Annotated in this window: 12 protein-coding genes; 9 read left to right on the forward strand and 3 right to left on the reverse strand. The window is 47.6% G+C overall.

Annotated features, from left to right (window positions below; all coding sequences use genetic code 11):
* The 3 genes from BACHE_RS06790 to BACHE_RS06800 are packed head-to-tail and all read left to right on the forward strand — an operon-like array spanning position 1 to position 7,787.
* On the forward strand, positions 1 to 3,075 hold the full coding sequence (locus BACHE_RS06790) for an efflux RND transporter permease subunit (RefSeq protein WP_013546954.1): 3,075 nt from the start codon (positions 1 to 3) through the stop codon (positions 3,073 to 3,075).
* 33 nt (positions 3,076 to 3,108) lie between these two features.
* A complete protein-coding gene (locus BACHE_RS06795; RefSeq protein ID WP_013546955.1) occupies positions 3,109 to 4,581 on the forward strand; it encodes a TolC family protein in 1,473 nt (490 codons plus the stop codon).
* On the forward strand, positions 4,578 to 7,787 hold the full coding sequence (locus BACHE_RS06800) for an efflux RND transporter permease subunit (RefSeq protein ID WP_013546956.1): 3,210 nt from the start codon (positions 4,578 to 4,580) through the stop codon (positions 7,785 to 7,787). Before BACHE_RS06795 ends, BACHE_RS06800 begins: the two co-directional genes overlap by 4 nt.
* Before the next feature lie 24 nt (positions 7,788 to 7,811).
* On the opposite strand, the gene BACHE_RS06805 is transcribed toward BACHE_RS06800, so the two are convergent.
* Positions 7,812 to 8,426, reverse strand: coding sequence for an L-threonylcarbamoyladenylate synthase (locus tag BACHE_RS06805; RefSeq protein ID WP_013546957.1), 615 nt, complete (start codon positions 8,424 to 8,426; stop codon positions 7,812 to 7,814).
* Positions 8,427 to 8,559: 133 nt separating this feature from the next.
* On the opposite strand from BACHE_RS06805, the gene BACHE_RS06810 reads away from it, so the two are divergent.
* The gene (locus BACHE_RS06810; RefSeq protein WP_013546958.1) at positions 8,560 to 10,626 is read left to right on the forward strand and encodes a family 20 glycosylhydrolase; all 2,067 of its coding nucleotides are present in this window, start codon (positions 8,560 to 8,562) and stop codon (positions 10,624 to 10,626) included.
* Between the two features lie 38 nt (positions 10,627 to 10,664).
* On the opposite strand, the gene BACHE_RS06815 is transcribed toward BACHE_RS06810, so the two are convergent.
* Both BACHE_RS06815 and BACHE_RS06820 read right to left on the reverse strand, forming a co-directional pair.
* Positions 10,665 to 12,674, reverse strand: a complete 2,010-nt coding sequence (locus BACHE_RS06815) for an AAA family ATPase (RefSeq protein WP_013546959.1) — start codon at positions 12,672 to 12,674, stop codon at positions 10,665 to 10,667.
* Positions 12,675 to 12,700: 26 nt separating this feature from the next.
* Positions 12,701 to 13,498 carry a Cof-type HAD-IIB family hydrolase gene (locus BACHE_RS06820; RefSeq protein ID WP_013546960.1) on the reverse strand — a complete coding sequence of 266 codons (798 nt, stop codon included), beginning with the start codon at positions 13,496 to 13,498 and terminating at the stop codon, positions 12,701 to 12,703.
* Positions 13,499 to 13,703: 205 nt separating this feature from the next.
* Between BACHE_RS06820 and BACHE_RS06825 the strand changes: the two genes are divergently transcribed.
* The 5 genes from BACHE_RS06825 (at position 13,704) to BACHE_RS06845 (ending at position 18,325) form a co-directional block, all read left to right on the forward strand.
* Positions 13,704 to 14,684, forward strand: a complete 981-nt coding sequence (locus BACHE_RS06825; protein WP_013546961.1) for an SPFH domain-containing protein — start codon at positions 13,704 to 13,706, stop codon at positions 14,682 to 14,684.
* An 11-nt stretch (positions 14,685 to 14,695) separates the two neighbouring features.
* Entirely contained in the window at positions 14,696 to 16,054 is a 1,359-nt protein-coding gene (locus BACHE_RS06830; protein WP_013546962.1) for an alpha/beta hydrolase family protein, read from the forward strand.
* Positions 16,055 to 16,088: 34 nt separating this feature from the next.
* On the forward strand, positions 16,089 to 16,265 hold the full coding sequence (locus tag BACHE_RS06835) for a type II toxin-antitoxin system antitoxin (RefSeq protein WP_013546963.1): 177 nt from the start codon (positions 16,089 to 16,091) through the stop codon (positions 16,263 to 16,265).
* A gap of 18 nt (positions 16,266 to 16,283) precedes the next feature.
* The gene (locus tag BACHE_RS06840; RefSeq protein ID WP_013546964.1) at positions 16,284 to 16,757 is read left to right on the forward strand and encodes a hypothetical protein; all 474 of its coding nucleotides are present in this window, start codon (positions 16,284 to 16,286) and stop codon (positions 16,755 to 16,757) included.
* A gap of 185 nt (positions 16,758 to 16,942) precedes the next feature.
* Positions 16,943 to 18,325, forward strand: coding sequence for a hypothetical protein (locus BACHE_RS06845; protein WP_013546965.1), 1,383 nt, complete (start codon positions 16,943 to 16,945; stop codon positions 18,323 to 18,325).
* The last annotated feature ends 57 nt before the right edge of the window (positions 18,326 to 18,382 follow it).

Raw genomic sequence — 18,382 nt, forward strand, 5'->3', positions numbered from 1 at the left:
ATGGTAAAGTTTCTGATACAACGGCCAATCGCCGTACTGATGGCATTTACGGCATGCTTCATTGTCGGTATGGTGACTTATTTCACCTTGCCTGTTTCCTTGTTGCCCGACATAGCTATTCCGGAAATTACAGTGCAGGTTTCGGCTCAGAACACTTCGGCGCGTGAACTGGAAAATACGATTGTGAAACCGCTGAGGCAGCAGCTTATTCAGGTGGCAAAGCTGAAGGATATGAACAGTGAGACGAGAGACGGTGCTGGCATTATCCGTTTGAGCTTTGACTATGGAACCAATACGGATCTTGCTTTCATTGAGGTGAACGAAAAGATAGATGCTGCCATGAATTATCTTCCCAAGGATGCCAATCGTCCCAAAGTGGTGAAGGCAAGTGCGACGGATATTCCTGTTTTCTATCTGAACCTGACCCTGAAAAGTGACAGTGCCTATGGTAAAACTGACGAACGGGCTTTTCTGGATCTGTGTGAGTTTGCGGAGAATGTCATCAAACGGCGCATTGAACAACTGACGGAGGTGGCAATGGTTGATGTGACCGGACTTCTGGAGCGTCAGTTGCAGATTGTTCCCGATCCGGACAAACTGGCTGTGTTGGGACTTTCCATTGAAGATATAGAAACTGCTCTGGCACAGAATAATGTAGAACCGGGCAGTATGACTGTGCGCGATGGTTATTACGAATATAATATAAAGTTCTCTACCCTGCTGCGCACTGAGACGGATGTGGAGAACATTCTTCTGAGAAAGGAAGGACGTATTATCCGTTTGGGGGATTTCTGTAAGGTAGGCATTGTTCCCGTCAGGGAAAAGGGAGTGTCTATGAGTAATGGAAAACGGGCGGTTACTTTGGCTGTCATCAAGCAGGCAGACGAAAATATGGATGATATGAAGGATGCCATCAGTCAGACTATGGACTATTTCAGGAAGGTATATCCGGATGTCGATTTCAGTATCAGCCGTAATCAGACGGAGCTGCTGGATTATACGATTTCCAATTTGCAGCAAAATCTTTCATTGGGATTCCTCTTTATCTGCATTGTGGCGGTTCTCTTTTTGGGAGATGTGAAATCTCCTTTCATCATCGGGCTGAGCATGGTGGTGTCTATTGTGATCTGTTTTCTCTTTTTCTATCTTTTCAAGATGTCGCTCAACATCATTTCCTTGTCCGGCTTGATTTTGGCGCTGGGCATGATGATTGACAGCAGTATCATTGTAACGGAGAATATCTCCCAATATCGTGAGCGTGGATATTCGCTGAGGCGTGCTTGCGTGTCCGGAACCAGTGAGGTTATCACTCCTATGCTTAGTTCCTCGCTTACTACGGTTGCCGTATTCGTACCGTTGATTTTTATGAGTGGCATTGCGGGGGCATTGTTCTATGATCAGGCTTTTGCCGTGACGGTGGGTTTGCTTATATCCTATTTTACCGGCATTATGCTGTTGCCGGTACTCTATATGCTGGTCTATCGCACGGGTATGCGCGGAAAGTCGTGGTTCTCCCGTATTCGCATCAATAATCCTTTGAAGGAACATACACTGGACCGCTTTTATGATGCGGGTGTTGATTGGGTATTTGCCCATAAGACGTTCAGTGTGCTTTTCTGCATTGTCTCCGTACCTCTTTGCGTGTTTCTTTTCTATTTTATTGGCAAGGAACGTATGCCGGAGATAGATCAGAATGAGTTGATAGCCCGTGTGGAATGGAATGAAAATATCCATGTGGATGAGAATCGCCATCGGGTAAACGCTTTATTCGGAGAAATGAAAACCGGAACTGTTGAACAGACGGCGGCTGTAGGCCAGCAGGATTATTTATTGAACCGTGAACAGGCTCTGTCTTCTTCGGAAGCGGAGTTATACTTCAAGACTGCCACTCCTGCGGAAATTTCTTCTTTGCAGCAAAAGGTATATCAGAGGTTGAAAGCGGAATATCCGTTGGCGGTTGTCTCTTTTTCTCCGCCCGAAACAGTGTTTGAGAAACTGTTTGTGACGGGGGAAGCAGATGTTGTTGCCGAACTCTATGCCCGCAATAAGGAAAAAGCGCCGGTTGCCGCAGAGTTGAGGGATTTGGAGGATCGGTTCTCTGAACTGACAGGCATAACTCCCACCGGAGTTGCTTTTGAGAACCAGTTGAACATTTGTATTCAGCAAGAGGAGCTTTTGTTGTACAATGTTTCGTATGATGAGCTGTATAGGGTGTTGAAGACCGCTTTTAAAGAAAACAGTGTGGCGATGCTGCACTCTTACCAGCAATATTTGCCTATCAGCATTGTGGGAGAGGAAAAGACGGTAAATGATGTGTTGCAACAAACGCTGATACAGACGCGGCCCGACAAGAATGGAGAGGTGGAGTATGTTCCGTTGCGGAACCTTGTGAAAGTAGGTCCGGCGGAGGATTTGAAAACGATTTCCGCAGGGCGCAACGGGGAGTATATACCTTTCCGCTTTTATGATGTGGGCGATGCTTTTCCTCTGATGGAAGATGTGAAGCAGGCGGTGGATGAAACCGGAGATTGGGATACGGCTTTTTCCGGAAGCTTTTTCTCCAATCGCAGGATGCTGGATGAACTGGTGGTGATTCTGTTCATCTCGGTTTTGCTGATGTATTTTATCTTAGCTGCGCAGTTCGAGAGCTTCGTGCAGCCATTGATCGTTTTGCTGGAGATACCGATAGATGTTGCTTTCGCTTTGCTTCTGCTGTGGATTTGCGGACATACGTTGAATTTGATGTCCGCCATCGGTCTCATTGTGACCTGCGGCATCATCATCAACGACTCCATTCTGAAGCTGGATGCCATCAATGAATTGAGGAAAGATGGGATGCCGTTGCTGGAAGCCATTCATGAGGCTGGACGCAGAAGGCTGCGCCCTATTATAATGACGTCGCTGACTACGATTTTTGCCATGGTTCCGTTGCTGTTCTCTTTTGATATGGGGTCGGAATTGCAGAAACCGCTTTCCATAGCCATGATTGGAGCGATGTTTATAGGTACATTGGTCAGTTTGTTCATTATACCGTTGATATATTGGTTTATATACAGGCGTGCTGCGGATAGATGAGTCTCCGCGTTGCGCACAAGAAAATAAATGATTATGAAAAAGATTGCTTTTGCACTATTTGTGGGTCTGAACATAATGTCGGCTTATGCTCAACAACGCATTACGCTCGACTTGCAGCAAACCATTGCATTGGCCAATGACAGTTCTTTGGAGGCTTTCCGTACCAAGAACATGTATTTGTCCGGTTATTGGGAATATCGCACCTTTAAAGCTAACCGTTTGCCCAGTCTGACTTTGAATATGACTCCGGCGCAGTATAACCGTGATATCACCAAACGTTACGATTCCGAACAGGACTTGGATGTTTACCGCAGCCAGCAGTCTTTTTATGCATACGGCAATCTTGCCGTTCGGCAAAACTTTGACCTGACGGGAGGTACTTTCTATCTGGATACTGAACTTGGGTATATGCGGAGCTTCGGAAGCAATAAATATACTCAATTTACCAGTGTACCGGTGCGGTTGGGGTATTCGCAGAGCCTGGTGGGGTATAATGCTTTTCGTTGGGAGCGCAAAATAGAGCCGCTGAAGTATGAGAAGGTGAAGAAAGAGTATATCTATAATGCCGAAAAAGTATCTGAAACAGCCACCACCTATTTCTTTGCCTTGGCTATGGCACAGGCAGAATATGACCTCGCAAAAGAAAATGCCGTTTCTACCGATACGCTGTATCGTATCGGCATGCAGAGGCTGAAGATTGCCGCCATCAGCCGTGCGGACTTACTGACGCTGAAACTGGATGTGGTCAATGCCCGCAATACGTTGCAGAACGCGACCAGTGCATTGAAGCGTGCCATGTTCTCCTTGGCTTCCTTCCTGAATCTGGAAAAGAACACGGAGATCAGAGCCGTACTTCCGGGAAGTCCTCAGACATTGACTATTTCGGTAGATGAGGCTTTGGCTGCCGCACAAGCCAATAATCCTGACTTTTTAGGGCTCCGCCAGAATATCCTGGAAGCGGAGCAGAGTGTGGACAAAACCAAGAAAGAATCTCGTTTCAATGCCAGCATCAATGCCAGCATCGGCTTTAACCAGGTGGCGGAGAAACTTGGTGAAGCTTACAAGAATCCCATGCAGCAGGAAATGGTATCGGTCAGTGTTTCCATTCCTTTGATAGACTGGGGGGTGCGTAAAGGTAAGTACAATATGGCAAGAAATAATCTGAATGTGGTGAAGACTTCTGCCCGCCAGAGTGAAATCAGCATTGAGGAAGAGGTGATTATGACCGTGGCCGATTTCAATGTACAGCAAGATTTGGTGGCAAGTGCCGAAGAAGCCCTCGACTTGTCTGTTTTGGCATATAATGAAACCCGCCAGCGCTTTATAATAGGCAAGGCGGATGTCAATAGCCTGACGCTTGCATTGAACCGCCAGCAGGAAGCGCAGCGCAATTATATCTCCGCTTTGCAGAATTATTGGCAAAACTATTACAAAATACGGAAACTGACATTGCACGACTTTGCATCGGGCTTCTCGCTTTCTGATAAATTTGATTACGATAAATGAAATCTGCCTCTTCCTTCACCGTCATCGTGACGTTTGTCTGTCTTGCTTTGGTAGGTATGGCATTGATACCGCTATTGCCTGTCAAGTTGAATCCGTCACGCAGCCTGCCGGGATTTACTGTGGTATTCAGGATGCCGGGTACGTCATCTCGTGTGGTAGAGATGGAGGTAACCAGCAAGCTGGAATCCATGTTGGCACGCATCCGGGGGGTGAAGAAGCTGAATTCTACTTCCGGAAACGGTTTTGGCAATATCACTGTGGAGCTGGACAAGCATGCAGATGTGGATGCCGTGCGTTTCGAGGCTTCTACCGTTGTCCGCCAGACATGGGCGCAGTTGCCGGATGGGGTCAGCTATCCCGTCATCCGGATGAAAGTGCCCGATGAGAACGCGTCCCGCCCATTCATGTCTTTTACTTTGAATGCACCTTCTACGCCGATATTGATTCAGCAGTATGCGGAGGAATATATCAAGCCCCGTCTGGCATGTTTGCCGGGCATTTACAAGATAGAACTGAGTGGAGCCACTCCTATGGAATGGAGATTGGAGTATGACAGCGAACAGTTGCGTCTGTTGGGCGTTACTTTGTCGGACATTCAAGCGGCAGTGCAGCGTCATTACCGGAAGGAGTTTCTGGGTACTCACAATGTGGATACCGGCAAAGGAGGAGAGCAATGGATACGGCTTGCTTTAGTGCCGGAAGCGGATAACGGTAGTTTTGATCCTTCTGCCATTCCGGTGACGGCTGCCGATGGAAAAGTGTTGTATCTGGATGAATTGGTAACCGTCACCCGTGTAGAGGAGGAGCCTCAGGGCTATTATCGCATCAACGGGCTGAATTCCATATACCTTTCCATTACTGCGGAAGAAACTGCCAATCAGTTGAAACTCAGCCGCGAGGTAATGGACGAGATGAAGAATATTGAAGAAGTGCTTCCTGCCGGTTATGAAGTGCATACCAGTTATGATGCTACTGAATATATCCGCGAAGAACTTGACAAGATTTACTTTCGTACAGGATTGACTGTGCTCATTTTGCTGGCATTTGTCTGGCTCATCACCCGTAAGCTGAAATATCTTTTCCTGATTGTCACGAGCCTTGCGGTGAATATTGCGGTGGCATTGATCTTTTATTATTTTTTCGGGCTGGAAATGCAACTCTACTCTTTGGCCGGCATTACGGTATCATTGAATCTGGTGATAGACAGTACGATTGTCATGACCGACCATATTCTGCACCGTCGAAACCTGAAAGCTTTCATGTCGGTGCTGGCGGCAACCCTGACTACGATGGGAGCGTTGGCCATCATCTTCTTTCTGGACGAAAAGATTCGGCTCAACTTGCAGGATTTCGCGGCAGTTGTAATCATCAACCTGGCTGTTTCATTGATGGTGGCATTGTTCTTTGTACCTGCCATGATAGAGAAAGTAGGATTGGCGAAGCGCACCGTGAGAAAGACACGGAAGAAACGCGGTTTCACTCTGTTCGGAAGGGCACGGGCATTCAGAACGGGCTTGAACCGTTTTGTCAGGCGTTTTCCTGTTTATTTCACCCGGTTTTATTCCCTGCTCATCCGTTTCCTCTGTCGTTGGCGCTGGGCTGTATGTCTGCTATTGCTTTTCGGCTTCGGACTGCCCGTTTTCCTGTTGCCCCAAAAGCTGGAAGGCGAGGGGAAATGGGAAGCTTTTTATAATAAGATATTCGGCTCTCCCGTTTACAAGGAGTCCGTGAAGCCTGTTGTTGACAAAGCCTTGGGTGGTTCTCTGCGCCTTTTTGTACAGAAGGTCTATGAAGGCAGCTACTTTACCCGCAACGAAGAAGTGGTGCTTTCCGCCTACGCCAATCTGCCAAACGGGAGCACTCTTGAGCAGATGAATACACTGATAAAGCGCATGGAAGCTTACCTGAGCGAGTTTAAAGAAATCAAGCAATTTCATGCTTCCATCTACAGCCCCCGTCGTGCCAGCATCAATGTTTACTTCAAGAAGGAATATCAGTACAGTGGTTTCCCCTATACCTTGAAGGCCAATATGATTAGTAAGGCATTGGTCTTGGGGGGAGGCAGTTGGGGAATTTATGGCTTGCAGGATCAGGGATTCAGCAACGATGTACGCGAGAATGCAGGTTCCTATCGCATCAAGATGTATGGCTATAATTACGATGAGCTTTACGAATGGGCGGAGAAACTGAAGGCGCAGTTGCTTACTCACCGCCGTATCAAGGAAGTGCTCATCAATTCGGAATTCTCATGGTGGAAGGATGATTATCAGGAATTCTACTTTAACCTTGATAAAGAGCGCATGGCACAGGAGGATGTTGACGCGAGAGTGTTGTTTGCCGCCGTGCAGCCTATTTTCGGTAAGAATATGGAGGTGGGATCGGTGTTGACGGGGGAAGGAACGGAGAAAATCAAACTGTCTTCCCGGCAGTCGCAGGATTATGATGTGTGGGCTATGCAATTTTTCCCCTACGGTGTGGATGCCGACAAACATTATAAGCTTTCCGAACTGGCTGCGGTGGAAAAAGGCCAAATGCCGCAGGAGGTGGCCAAGGAGAGCCAGCAATACCGCCTTTGCCTGCAATATGAGTATATAGGTTCTAATGAGATGGGACGCAAGATACAGAAGCGTGACCTGGAGGAGTTCAGCAAGATGCTTCCGATGGGCTATACCGTAGAGTCGGACAACGATGCGTGGGGATGGAACAAGAAAGATAACAAGCAATACCTGCTGCTGTTGGTGGTGATTGCCATTATCTTTTTCACGACCAGCATTCTGTTCAATTCTTTGAGGCAGCCGCTTGCCATTATTTTCGTGATTCCGGTTTCTTACATAGGGGTGTTTCTCACATTCTACTGGTTCCACCTGAATTTCGACCAGGGAGGTTTTGCTTCGTTTGTCCTGCTGTGTGGTATTACGGTCAATGCCAGCATCTATATACTGAACGAGTACAACAGCATCCGCCGCCGCTATCGGTGTCTTTCTGCACTCCGCGCCTATACCAAAGCATGGAATTCAAAGGTCATCCCCATCTTTCTGACTGTGGTTTCTACTATTCTGGGCTTTATCCCGTTTATGATAGGTACGGAGAAGGAAGCTTTCTGGTTTCCGTTGGCAGCAGGAACCATAGGAGGACTGGTGATGTCCGTCATCGGCATTTTCTTCTTCCTGCCGGTATTTGTGCTGAAGAAGAAGGATTTGCGGTGATGAATGCTGCCGGTTCTTTTGATTTTATCCTTCGTCCAGCCAACCTTTTCCCTGGCGTACTATTTCTGTTTCTCCGTTGGTACAGTCCACTATGGTGGAGCCTTCAGTACCGCCGATGCCGCCATCGATTATTAAATCTACGGTATTGCCGAATTTTTCATTGATCAGTTCCGGATCGGTGGCGTACTCTATATCTTCGCTGTCGTCGTAGGGCAGTGTGGTGGTCATGATGGGAGCATCCAGCAAACGGGCTATTTCCCGGATAATTGAACTGTCGGGCATGCGGATGCCGACCTCCTTGCGGTTGCGGAAAATCTTGGGCAGACGTGTGGTTCCGTTCAGAATAAAGGTGAAAGCGCCGGGCAGGTTGCGCTTCATCAGTTTGAAGGTGTTGTTATCCACTTTGGCATATTCGCTGATACTGCTCAGGTCGTAGCAGATGATGGAAAGATTGTTTTTCTTCGGGTCTATGTCTTTCAGTTGGCAGATACGTTCGATGGCACGCTCTTTCAGGGCGTGACAGCCGATGGCATACATGGTATCTGTGGGATAAATAATGATTCCCCCATCGTTCAGCAGATTGATGATTTGTTGCAGGTCGGCGGGATTGTTGTTCTTTTCATAAAGTTTCAGAAGCATGGCAGAATGGAGTTTTGTATATGAATATGATACAAAAGTAGATAATCGCATTAACTAATAAGCAATCGAATAAGAATTTAACAAATAAAAAGAGTAGTTTTGTATTTCCTAATAATCTAAATCAATGAGTAACATGAAAAGATTCCTCGTATTAGCTTGTGTATGGCTATTCACTGATATGCTTTATTCTAACGAATTGGATGGCAGGTTTCTATTGCTTCCTCAACCACAGTCCGTAGAACTTACTTCGGGGAAGGGAATCGACTATCTGAAATTGTCTTACATACAGCCATTGAATGATGCTCCTGTGCCCGTATTAGGGGAAATGCTTGACAGGCTTCCACGCAGTCCACGGGCCGGAAAACCGATTCGGCTTCAACTGACCGATAAAGACACTCCTGCATCTTCTGAAGGGTATATTCTGAAGATTGATGATAATGGAGTTCAAATTTCATCTAAAGCCGTAACGGGTCTGTTTTACGGTTGCCAAACTTTGGAGCAGTTGATGGAAGATGCCAGAGATTTTAAGGCACTTATTCCATCCATGAAGATTACTGACTATCCGGCTATTTCCTATCGTGCCGTACACTTTGATTCCAAACATCATCTGAACCGCATGGAATATTATTATCGGGAGATAGATAAACTTGCCCGTTATAAAATTAATGCCGTCATCTGGGAACTGGAAGATAAACTCCGATATACAAGGCGTCCGGAAATAGCCGCTTCCAATGCCATCAGCAAACAAGAAATGCAGGCTTTGTGCCGCTATGCCAGAGAGAGAAATGTGGAGATAAGTCCGTTGGTTCAAGGATTGGGACATGCCGGATTTATATTGAAGCATCATTGGGAATTACGTGAGAATCCTGACAGTGATTGGGAATTTTGTCCGTCCGATCCCCGCACATATGAACTGCAATTCGACCTTTACCGGGATGCCATTGAAGCAATGCCATACGGCAGATATTTGCATGTGGGAGGAGATGAAATTACCGCCATAGGTATAGACGAACGTTGTAAAGCAACGGGAAAGACACCTTTTGAGCTGCAAATGATCTGGCTGAGAAAAGTGTGCGACTTTGCTACGGCTCATGGCCGTATTCCCATCTTTTGGGATGATATGCCTTTGAAGTATGGCGGTGTATGGAACTTGGTAAACGGTAATGAATCTGCCGAAGAAGTTGCGGCAAAATGGAACAATGAGAAGCTTGATGAAGGAATAGGCCTCTTTCCTAAAGAGTGCATATATATGAGATGGAATTATAGGGACGCGACTAAACCGGGACATCAACGCATCTTGCAATGGTATCATGACAAGGGGCTGAAGGTGATGGGAGCCACTTCCGTTGCCTTTGGTGATTCTCCTTTTATGCCTCGTGACAGCTCTTTGGCAAGCAATATTAAGGGATTCAACGTATTGGTGGCCCGAAATCAGCTAAAAGGAATTCTGGCTACTACATGGGATGACGGGTCACCTCATTCTGAAACCGTATGGCGCGGCTACATTGCGCAAGGGGAGTATGGCTGGAATCCGACGGCGCGTTCTGTGGAAGCATTTAAAACAGCTCATGCCCAACGGGAATTCGGCTTTCGCCCGGAAGACAAACGTATGGCTTTTGTGGATGACATGGAGCAGGAAGCGTTTTTCTTTGATGCGGCATTGGTGAGTGCAGGAAGGCGCAACCCGGCATGGGGAACAACAAAATTCACTTTGATTACGCTGCCGGATAAAAATGCTCCCGGACAATGGAGTCGTGCCTATCAGCAAAAGATAGCACAAGCGGAAATGGAAGCAAAACGATATGATGTGATTTGTAAAGGAATAGAAGCGGCCAAGCAGCATGCTTTGCGCAATCGCTATACATTGGAGGTGTATGAGCAGACCAATCATCTGCTCAACTTTCCTGTACGCTTGATACTGGCACTTCATGCCTATGACATCGCTGCAGATGAAAACAGTAGGAAAGTGGCTTTGCGGCGTATCGGTGAGGTCTGTGAATATTTTCGAACCATGAGGATGAATCTGGAAGATGTTTATTCCAGAACCCGATTCATGCAGCAACCGGATGGCTATATTACCGACCAGAACCATTCCAATCATCTTGCTGCTAAGACAAGCAATAGCGACTGGTGGTATTATTATGAAATACCGATGGTGAAAAAGACAAAAGTATGGTTGGAATCATTGATTAACAAATAAGAAACAGAATCCGGATCAAAGCAGAAAGGAGTGACTCTTTACTTTGCAGGTCGCTTTTTGCGGAGTTCTTCTGCCAGTCTCCATTGCAAGGCGGCTTCCATATCTTTTCCGGCTTGCATGAGGGCGTCGCCGAAAAGTTCGTGTGCACCGGCATGTTCGGGCTTCAGGGTGGTGGCTTTGTCTGAATCGGTGATGGCTCCTTCGATATTCCCAAGTTTGAGGCGGATTTTCCCTCGGTTATAGACAGCCTTGAATTCGGCAGGGCGGAGACGAACGGCATGGTTGAGGCATTCTTCTGCTTCTATATGTCGTTCTTCGTTGAAAAGAGTGATCCCTTTCCGCACCCACGCATCGACATATTCGGGATAGAGTTCCAGTGCCTTGTCGTAATTGGCAAGGGCGGCACGGGCATCGTGAGCTTGTGTGATGCATTCATTTCCCATCAACAGATATTCACGGGCATAGTCTTGCAACCGTTTCCGCCAGCTTTCCATTTCTTCTTTCAGGCGGAGATTGTCTTGCTTCAGCCGGTTGATGATGTTCAGTTTCCGGCGGATGAGGCGCTGTATGACGGGCTTTTCAATGTCATACCGCGAATGGATGGCCTTGAAGAATTCGTCGAGGAATACATCAAATTGTCCTTCATCGAAGGCTTTGGCGGCAGCTACATATTGCACATCGGCCTGTGCCTGCTTCAAAGCGCGGTCTATGGCTTGCCGGTTGTTGAAGCGTTCGGCGAAGCTGACAATTTCCGGACGGACGAAAACATCGGCACGGCTGACGGGCTTTTTTAGCTGGATGCCTTCCAAGGAGGTGCAGCGGCTGAGGGCAACGTATGCCTGTCCGCCGGCAAACACACCGCCTGTAAAGTCGATGACTGCACGGCTGAAGGTCAGACCCTGGCTTTTATGTATGGTGATGGCCCATGCCAGACGTATGGGGTATTGGGTAAAAGTGCCGAGTTCTTCTTCTTCAATCTGTTTCTTTTCTTCATTGTACTTGTAGCGGATGTTGCGCCACGAATCCTTTTTGACGTCGCATTCTTTGCCGTCATCCGTAATGACGTAGAGAGTTTCCTGAATTGCGTCGAAGCCGCTGACGATTCCTATGGTTCCGTTTACCCATCGGCGTTCAAAGTCGTTTTTGATGAAAATGATCTGTGCACCCGGTTTCAGTACAAGCTCCTTGGAAGTGGGAAGGCTGCTTTCGGGAAAATCACCCGCTATCTCGCCGCAGAAAGTCATGGGATCACCGGGAAGTTCTGCCAGTTTCTTGTCGTTGATATAGTCCACATTGTCACGGCGGGTGGCAAGAGTGATGTACATGTCGGCTTCGGATTGTTCTATCTGCGTGCCGTAACGGGTGTTGAGCAATTGCAAATCGGGCGATCCCACGGTATTGTTGCGGATACGGTCCAAAACACCGACAAATACTTTGTCCGTCTGGCGGTAAACTTTCTGCAATTCGATGGAGACAAGGTCTATCTGTCCGAAGACTCTTGCGGAGAAAAAGTAAGGGGTGGGGTAGAAGCGGTTCAATATCTCCCGTTCATCGCCTTTTACAACGGGCTCCAACTGGAATACATCGCCTACCAGCAGTATCTGTTTGCCTCCGAAGGGCTCGCGCAGGTTTCTGGAATAGACACGGAGAAGGCGGTCAACAGCATCGATGATATCGGCGCGCACCATGGAAATCTCGTCGATTATGACCAGTTCCAGTTCTTCGAGCAATTTGCGGTGGGGCTTGGTATATTTAAAGAATTCGTGGATGCGCCCCCGTTGCAAGCTGAAATTAGGATCGTCCGGCAGCAAGGGGTAAAACGGTAGTTTGAAAAAGCTGTGCATGGTACTGCCTCCCGCATTGATGGCGGCTATTCCGGTGGGAGCGAGAACTACATGCTTTTTTTTGGTATGTTCACAGATGTATCGCAGGAAGGTGGATTTGCCCGTACCGGCCTTTCCCGTCAGGAAAACGGACTGGCGGGTGTACTGGATGAGGCTCAAGGCATCTTGGAACTCTTTGTTCTGGGTATCGGGGCTGAAGGACATTGTCTTGGATTGTTGAGGGTCTGTTGTCAATAGCCTATTATCCCGAAGTGTTTCAGTGCATTGGCTATCCCGTTATCATCTACCGACGTGGTGATGTAGTCGGCGCTTGCTTTTACATCCGCATTGGCGTTGTCCATGGCTATGCCGATACCGGCGTGGCGAAGCATGCTGATGTCGTTGCCGCCGTCGCCGAAAGCCATCGTCTCCTCCCGGCGAATGTTGAAGTGGCGGATGATCTCATCGATGCCCCGTTGCTTGGTGCAGCCTTTGGCGGTAATGTCGGCAAAGGCCGGATGCCAGCGGCCTATTTCGCTGTGGGGGATGGAAGCGGCGATATCCTGTTCTTCTTCTTTGGTGATGAAAGGAGTCAGTTGGTAAATGGGGCTTTTCCGAATCATCTCTTCGACCGGACGGGCGGGAAGTGGAGTGGTTACCTTAAGGTGTTCATGGAAAATGCGGTGTATCCGTTCATCGGGTTGGCAGGCGCATATTTCATTTTCGCTGGCGGCTATGCAGGGAATATTCCTTTGGGTGCAATAGGCTGTCAGCGTTTTCACGTCCGAAGTGGGGATGGCATTCTTGTATATTACCTCATCTCCCACAAAGCAATAGGCTCCGTTCATGGTGACGTATCCGTCAATCAGTCCGCACTGTTGCAGCACTCCAATGTTGGTGATGAGGACTTTGGCTCGTCCTGTTGAGATGAATATGTAGATGCCTTTGGCTTTGGCGGCAGCCAGTGCTTCGATGGTGGAAGCGGGTATCTCGTGTGTCTTGAAACTGACTAAAGTGCCGTCAATATCGAAGAAGAGGGCTTTTATCATGAAGGTTTCTTTATTTGCTTGAGTGCAAATGTACGAAATATCTTCCTTTTGGAATAGGAGGATTCTTTGTTTAGATGCTTAAAAGTGCTTTGCAATCTTAATATTACTTAAAGAACTATGTGTTTATTGCTCTTCCTCTTGCTTCTTTCATTGATTAATAGATATATTTGTGATATTAAAATGATATTAATTTAATGTATGTCTTATGGAAGCGAAAGAATTGGATTTCAATGGTTTTAAGATGAATGGCTTTTTTGCCTTGTTCTTGCATTTGATCGTGCTTAGTGCGGTAATCGTCTTCGGATTTGTAGCCGGCGTCGACAGTGAATTTTTCAGTGTGCCACTTATGCTGTTGTCGATGGTTCTCTGTGTACTTTGGCTTGTAATGTATGCGGGATATATGCAGCTTGAACCGAACGAGGCGCGTGCAATGGTATTTTTTGGCAAGTATAAGGGAACGTTTAAAGAAACGGGTTTCTTTTGGGTGAATCCGTTTCTTGACAAGAAAAAGCTTTCACTCCGTGCGCGCAACCTTGATGTGGAGCCTATCAAGGTGAACGACAAAATAGGCAATCCCATCCTGATAGGCTTGGTGCTTGTGTGGAAACTGAAAGATACTTATAAGGCCATGTTCGAGATTGATTCGCAGACGATGGCGGCATCTGCATCCGGAGGTCAGGGCAATTCCAATCAGGTGAACATAGGCAATGCAGTGGCAGGCCGGATGAATGCTTTCGAGAATTTTGTGAAAATACAGAGTGATGCGGCTCTCCGTCAGGTGGCCGGACAATATGCCTATGACGACAATGAGGCGGATGCCGAGGAACTGACCCTCCGTTCGGGAGGCGAGGAAATCAACGAACAACTGGAGCAGAAACTGAACGAACGTCTGGCGATGGCAGGCATGGAAGTAGTGGAAGCGCGCATCAACTATCTGGCCTATGCGCCCGAGATTGCTGCGGTGATGCTGCGCCGCCAGCAGGCATCGGCCATTATTACTGCCCGCGAGAAGATTGTGGAAGGTGCGGTGTCTATGGTGAAAATGGCACTCCATAAGCTTTCTGAAGAAGAAGTTGTGGAATTGGACGAAGACAAGAAAGCTGCCATGGTCAGCAATCTGCTGGTGGTGCTTTGCGCCGATGAGGCTGCGCAGCCGGTAGTCAATGCAGGAACGTTGAATCATTAATAGGGTGTAGGATGGTATTTGCAGGTTATATACAGCGATGGGCTTTTTTTATCGGTCTTTTATTGGGAAATATTTATGCCGCTTTTGCACAAGATATTCCTGTGCGTACCCATGAGCAAAGGATTTATGACTTTTTTGCGGCCAACCAGGGTGACAGTATCTTCAATGAACTGAGCCCGGAGGCACAGGTGAAGATAAGCAGGATGATGTGCCGCGATCTGCTGCCTCAGGTAGAGAAGCAATTTGGCAAGCTACAGTCGGCGGGTGAATGGCGGCAAGATTCGTTGCCGGGCATTCTGCTTAAATATCGTGATTTGAAGTTTGAACGTTATCAGCTCCGGTTGCAATTAACCTTCGGTGCAAAGGGTATGCTTGAGGGGCTTTGGATGAAACCGGTTCCGGAGCCTGTTACAGCGCAGCCGATAACTTATGATAAGGAGAAAATGGAGGAACGGGATGTTGTGGTAGAAACCGACGGCGTCAGATTGCCGGGGACATTGACTTTGCCCAAGGCTGGAACGGTGGCCGGAGGTCACAGAGTTCCATGCATTGTTTTGGTACATGGTTCCGGCCCTCACGACCGTGACGAAACGGTTGGTCCGAACAAACCTTTCCGTGACCTTGCTTACAGACTGGTGGAGCATGGTGTGGCTGTTCTCCGTTATGAAAAGCGTACCAAGGTCTATGGTGATGCTTGTGTGCCGCTGGGGCGTGAGCTGGATTTTGACGTAGAAACGGTGGATGACGCTCTCTCTGCCGTGGCTTTGGCGAGAACCTTTCCGGAGATTGCACCCGACAGTGTTTATGTATTAGGGCATAGTCAGGGAGGACTTCTGGCTCCTCGCATAGCCGAACGTTCGGAAGGGTTGGCAGGCATTGTCATTTTGGCCGGTCCGGCTCGCCCGCTTGCGGATGTTGTGATGGAGCAGCTTGACTATCTGTCATCGTTGCCCGGCACTCCTGCGGATGCGGCAACTCAGATGGAAGAAATAAAAAGGCAGTATGCCAACATGAAGAAATTAGGTACGGATGCTTTTGATGAGGATATTCCGCTACCACTGGGATTTTCAAAGTCATACATTGCGTTTGAAAAGAACTACAAGCCTGTGGAGGTGGCCGTTAAACTGAAGCTGCCCATTCTTGTTCTTCAGGGTGAACGTGATTATCAAGTGACTATGGAGGACTTCGGCCTGTGGCGTCTCGGCTTGCTGCATTGCAGAAATGCCTTCTTCAAGTCTTATCCCAAACTGAATCATCTGCTGCAGGAAGGCAGTGGCAAGGCTACTCCGTTTGAGTATAACCAGGCATCACCCGTTCCCGCCTATGTGCCGGACGATATAGCCTCTTTCATCAGAGGAAACCTGAGATAAGCTGAATACTAACTTTTTTTTAATATTGAATAAAGTGGCTAAAAAAGAAACTTCAACCAAGAGCTTTGTCCTGCGTGTGGATGCTGCGACGATGGATGCCATTGAAAAGTGGGCAGCCGATGAGTTTCGCAGCACCAACGGGCAGCTTCAGTGGATTATCTCTGAAGCTTTGCGGAAGAGTGGACGGATGAAGAAAGCGAAAGATACATAATTAAATAATCTGCATATCATGAGAATTGTAAAATTTGGCTCCTATTCGGGATCTTCTTATCCCAATCTGCGTTTCCATCCCTCGTTGCCCGACCGCGTTTTGGAAGGTGCGGTCTCATTGCTGTTGCTTGCGGTTTTGGGAACCACCTTTTATTTTCACTTCAAGATACATTGGGTCGGGGTAGAGCCTTCATTCGGATGGATGATGGCAGGCGCTTCATTCTTCACAACTTTATTGTTGGGAGTATCGGCTTATCTTCCCATGCGCTGTTACAGTTTCCCGTTTCGCCTGACCGACCGCAACGCAGGCGTACAGTGTATGTTGGCAGTGCGTACTGTACGGGTAATGAATATCCTCCTGAATGGGGTACTTTTGTCCTGTTTGCTGTCCGTAGCCGATGTAGGTTTTTCCAAGCTGCCAGTATCCGTTTGTGGCGTTCTGCTGGCTCTTACATTTATTGTGTATTACGTACTGGCATACAAATACCGGTGACAGTTTTCCTCGTTCTTCCTCTCTGGCTGCTCTGCCTTGTGATTTATGTCTTTACCTGATTGTTGTGATTCTCAAAGCAGGAATACCTACTTATGATTAGTCTTTCTTGTCTTATACTCTTTTTTAGGTATTGTTCGCCTTTTTAACTACTTCTACCTTTGCCTCAACAAAATTTAAGGTAAAAGATGGAAAAATTAACAAGCTTGTGTGCTTTGTGCTTCTTGCTTTCCGCCAATGCTTTACAGGCTAACGAGCCGGAGAAAGTAACCTCGGTGGAGGAGAGTACGGAAACCACAGTAAAGAAAGAGAAAAAGGAGAAAACGGCAACAGACTACGATGATTACTCCAAATTTCGCGTCGGCGGATACGGAGAAATGGTGGCAAAGTTCATGGATTATGGCATTAATAGGTATGCAGGAACACTTTACGGCAACTCCAAAGATAATCGTAATACGATATCCATTCCCCGTTTTGTGATAGCCTTTGATTATAAATTCAATGCCAAGTGGATATTAGGTGCTGAGATTGAGTTTGAATCAGGAGGTGTCGGCATTGAAACAGAGCTTGAAAACTCCGAGAACGGGGAGTATGAGACGGAAATGGAGAAAGGCGGCGAAGTGGCTTTGGAACAATTCCACATCACGCGTTTGATACATCCGGCGTTCAATGTTCGTGCCGGTCACATCATTGTTCCCATGGGCTTGACGAATGCCCATCATGAACCCATCAACTTCTTCGGAACTTCCCGCCCTGAAGGTGAAACAACTATTATTCCTTCTACTTGGCATGAGACAGGTCTGGAAATCTTCGGCTCTTTCGGACAACGGTACGCACGCTTTGATTATCAGGCTATGGTAGTGTCCGGGCTTAATGCGGATGGCTTTGGCAGGGATGCTTGGGTGGCCGACGGCAAGCAAGGACTCTTTGAAGCGGATAACTTCACTTCACCCGCTTATGTGGCGCGTCTGGACTACAAAGGCGTTCCGGGTTTGCGTGTAGGTGCGTCCATCTATTATTGTGCGGATGCCGGAGCCAATGCCGACAAACCTTATAAGTATTCAAATGTAGGGAAAGTGCCGGTCACCATTTGGTCTGCCGACGCACAGTTCAAGAACAAGTACGTCACCGCCCGCGCCAATATCATCTCAGGTACGATGGAACATGCGGCGGGTGTCAGTGGCGTCAATATGTCCAACTCTTCCAACTATCATCAGGGAGCGATGCGCAAGGTGGCCAAAGAAGCTCTTTGCTATGGCGCAGAGGCCGGATTGAATCTTGCTTCCGTATTCAGAAGTGTTCCCAAGTTCCCGGTAGTCTATCCTTATGCAAGGTATGAATATTACAATCCGCAGGAAGCGGGCGCGGAAGGTCAGACAATGGATGTGCGTTGTCAGGTAAGCAAGTGGACGGCTGGGCTTAATTGGTTTGCATTGCCCAATTTGGTAGTGAAGGCCGACTATACCACCCGTCAGATAGGTACGAAGAAAGTCTTTGGAAGTACGCAGTATAACAGCGAGAACGAGTTTGCCATCGGCATTGCTTATGTCGGGTGGTTCTTTAAGAAATAGGTATAAATCAACTAAAAACAAAAAGGATATGAAAAAGAATTTTTTGAAGGTAGTGGG

It is taken from the genome of Bacteroides helcogenes P 36-108 (assembly GCF_000186225.1).
Taxonomy (GTDB): domain Bacteria; phylum Bacteroidota; class Bacteroidia; order Bacteroidales; family Bacteroidaceae; genus Bacteroides; species Bacteroides helcogenes.

Bases quoted from the DNA above. Each gene is read 5' to 3' on its own strand.
- BACHE_RS06795 (WP_013546955.1), top strand. From the start codon at position 3,109: ATGAAAAAGATTGCTTTTGCACTATTTGTGGGTCTGAACATAATGTCG.
- BACHE_RS06810 (WP_013546958.1), top strand. From the start codon at position 8,560: ATGAAAAGATTCCTCGTATTAGCTTGTGTATGGCTATTCACTGATATG.
- BACHE_RS06805 (WP_013546957.1), bottom strand. From the start codon at position 8,426: ATGCTTCTGAAACTTTATGAAAAGAACAACAATCCCGCCGACCTGCAA.
- BACHE_RS06830 (WP_013546962.1), top strand. From the start codon at position 14,696: ATGGTATTTGCAGGTTATATACAGCGATGGGCTTTTTTTATCGGTCTT.
- BACHE_RS06815 (WP_013546959.1), bottom strand. From the start codon at position 12,674: ATGTCCTTCAGCCCCGATACCCAGAACAAAGAGTTCCAAGATGCCTTG.
- BACHE_RS06845 (WP_013546965.1), top strand. From the start codon at position 16,943: ATGGAAAAATTAACAAGCTTGTGTGCTTTGTGCTTCTTGCTTTCCGCC.
- BACHE_RS06825 (WP_013546961.1), top strand. From the start codon at position 13,704: ATGGAAGCGAAAGAATTGGATTTCAATGGTTTTAAGATGAATGGCTTT.
- BACHE_RS06790 (WP_013546954.1), top strand. From the start codon at position 1: ATGGTAAAGTTTCTGATACAACGGCCAATCGCCGTACTGATGGCATTT.
- BACHE_RS06840 (WP_013546964.1), top strand. From the start codon at position 16,284: ATGAGAATTGTAAAATTTGGCTCCTATTCGGGATCTTCTTATCCCAAT.
- BACHE_RS06820 (WP_013546960.1), bottom strand. From the start codon at position 13,498: ATGATAAAAGCCCTCTTCTTCGATATTGACGGCACTTTAGTCAGTTTC.
- BACHE_RS06800 (WP_013546956.1), top strand. From the start codon at position 4,578: ATGAAATCTGCCTCTTCCTTCACCGTCATCGTGACGTTTGTCTGTCTT.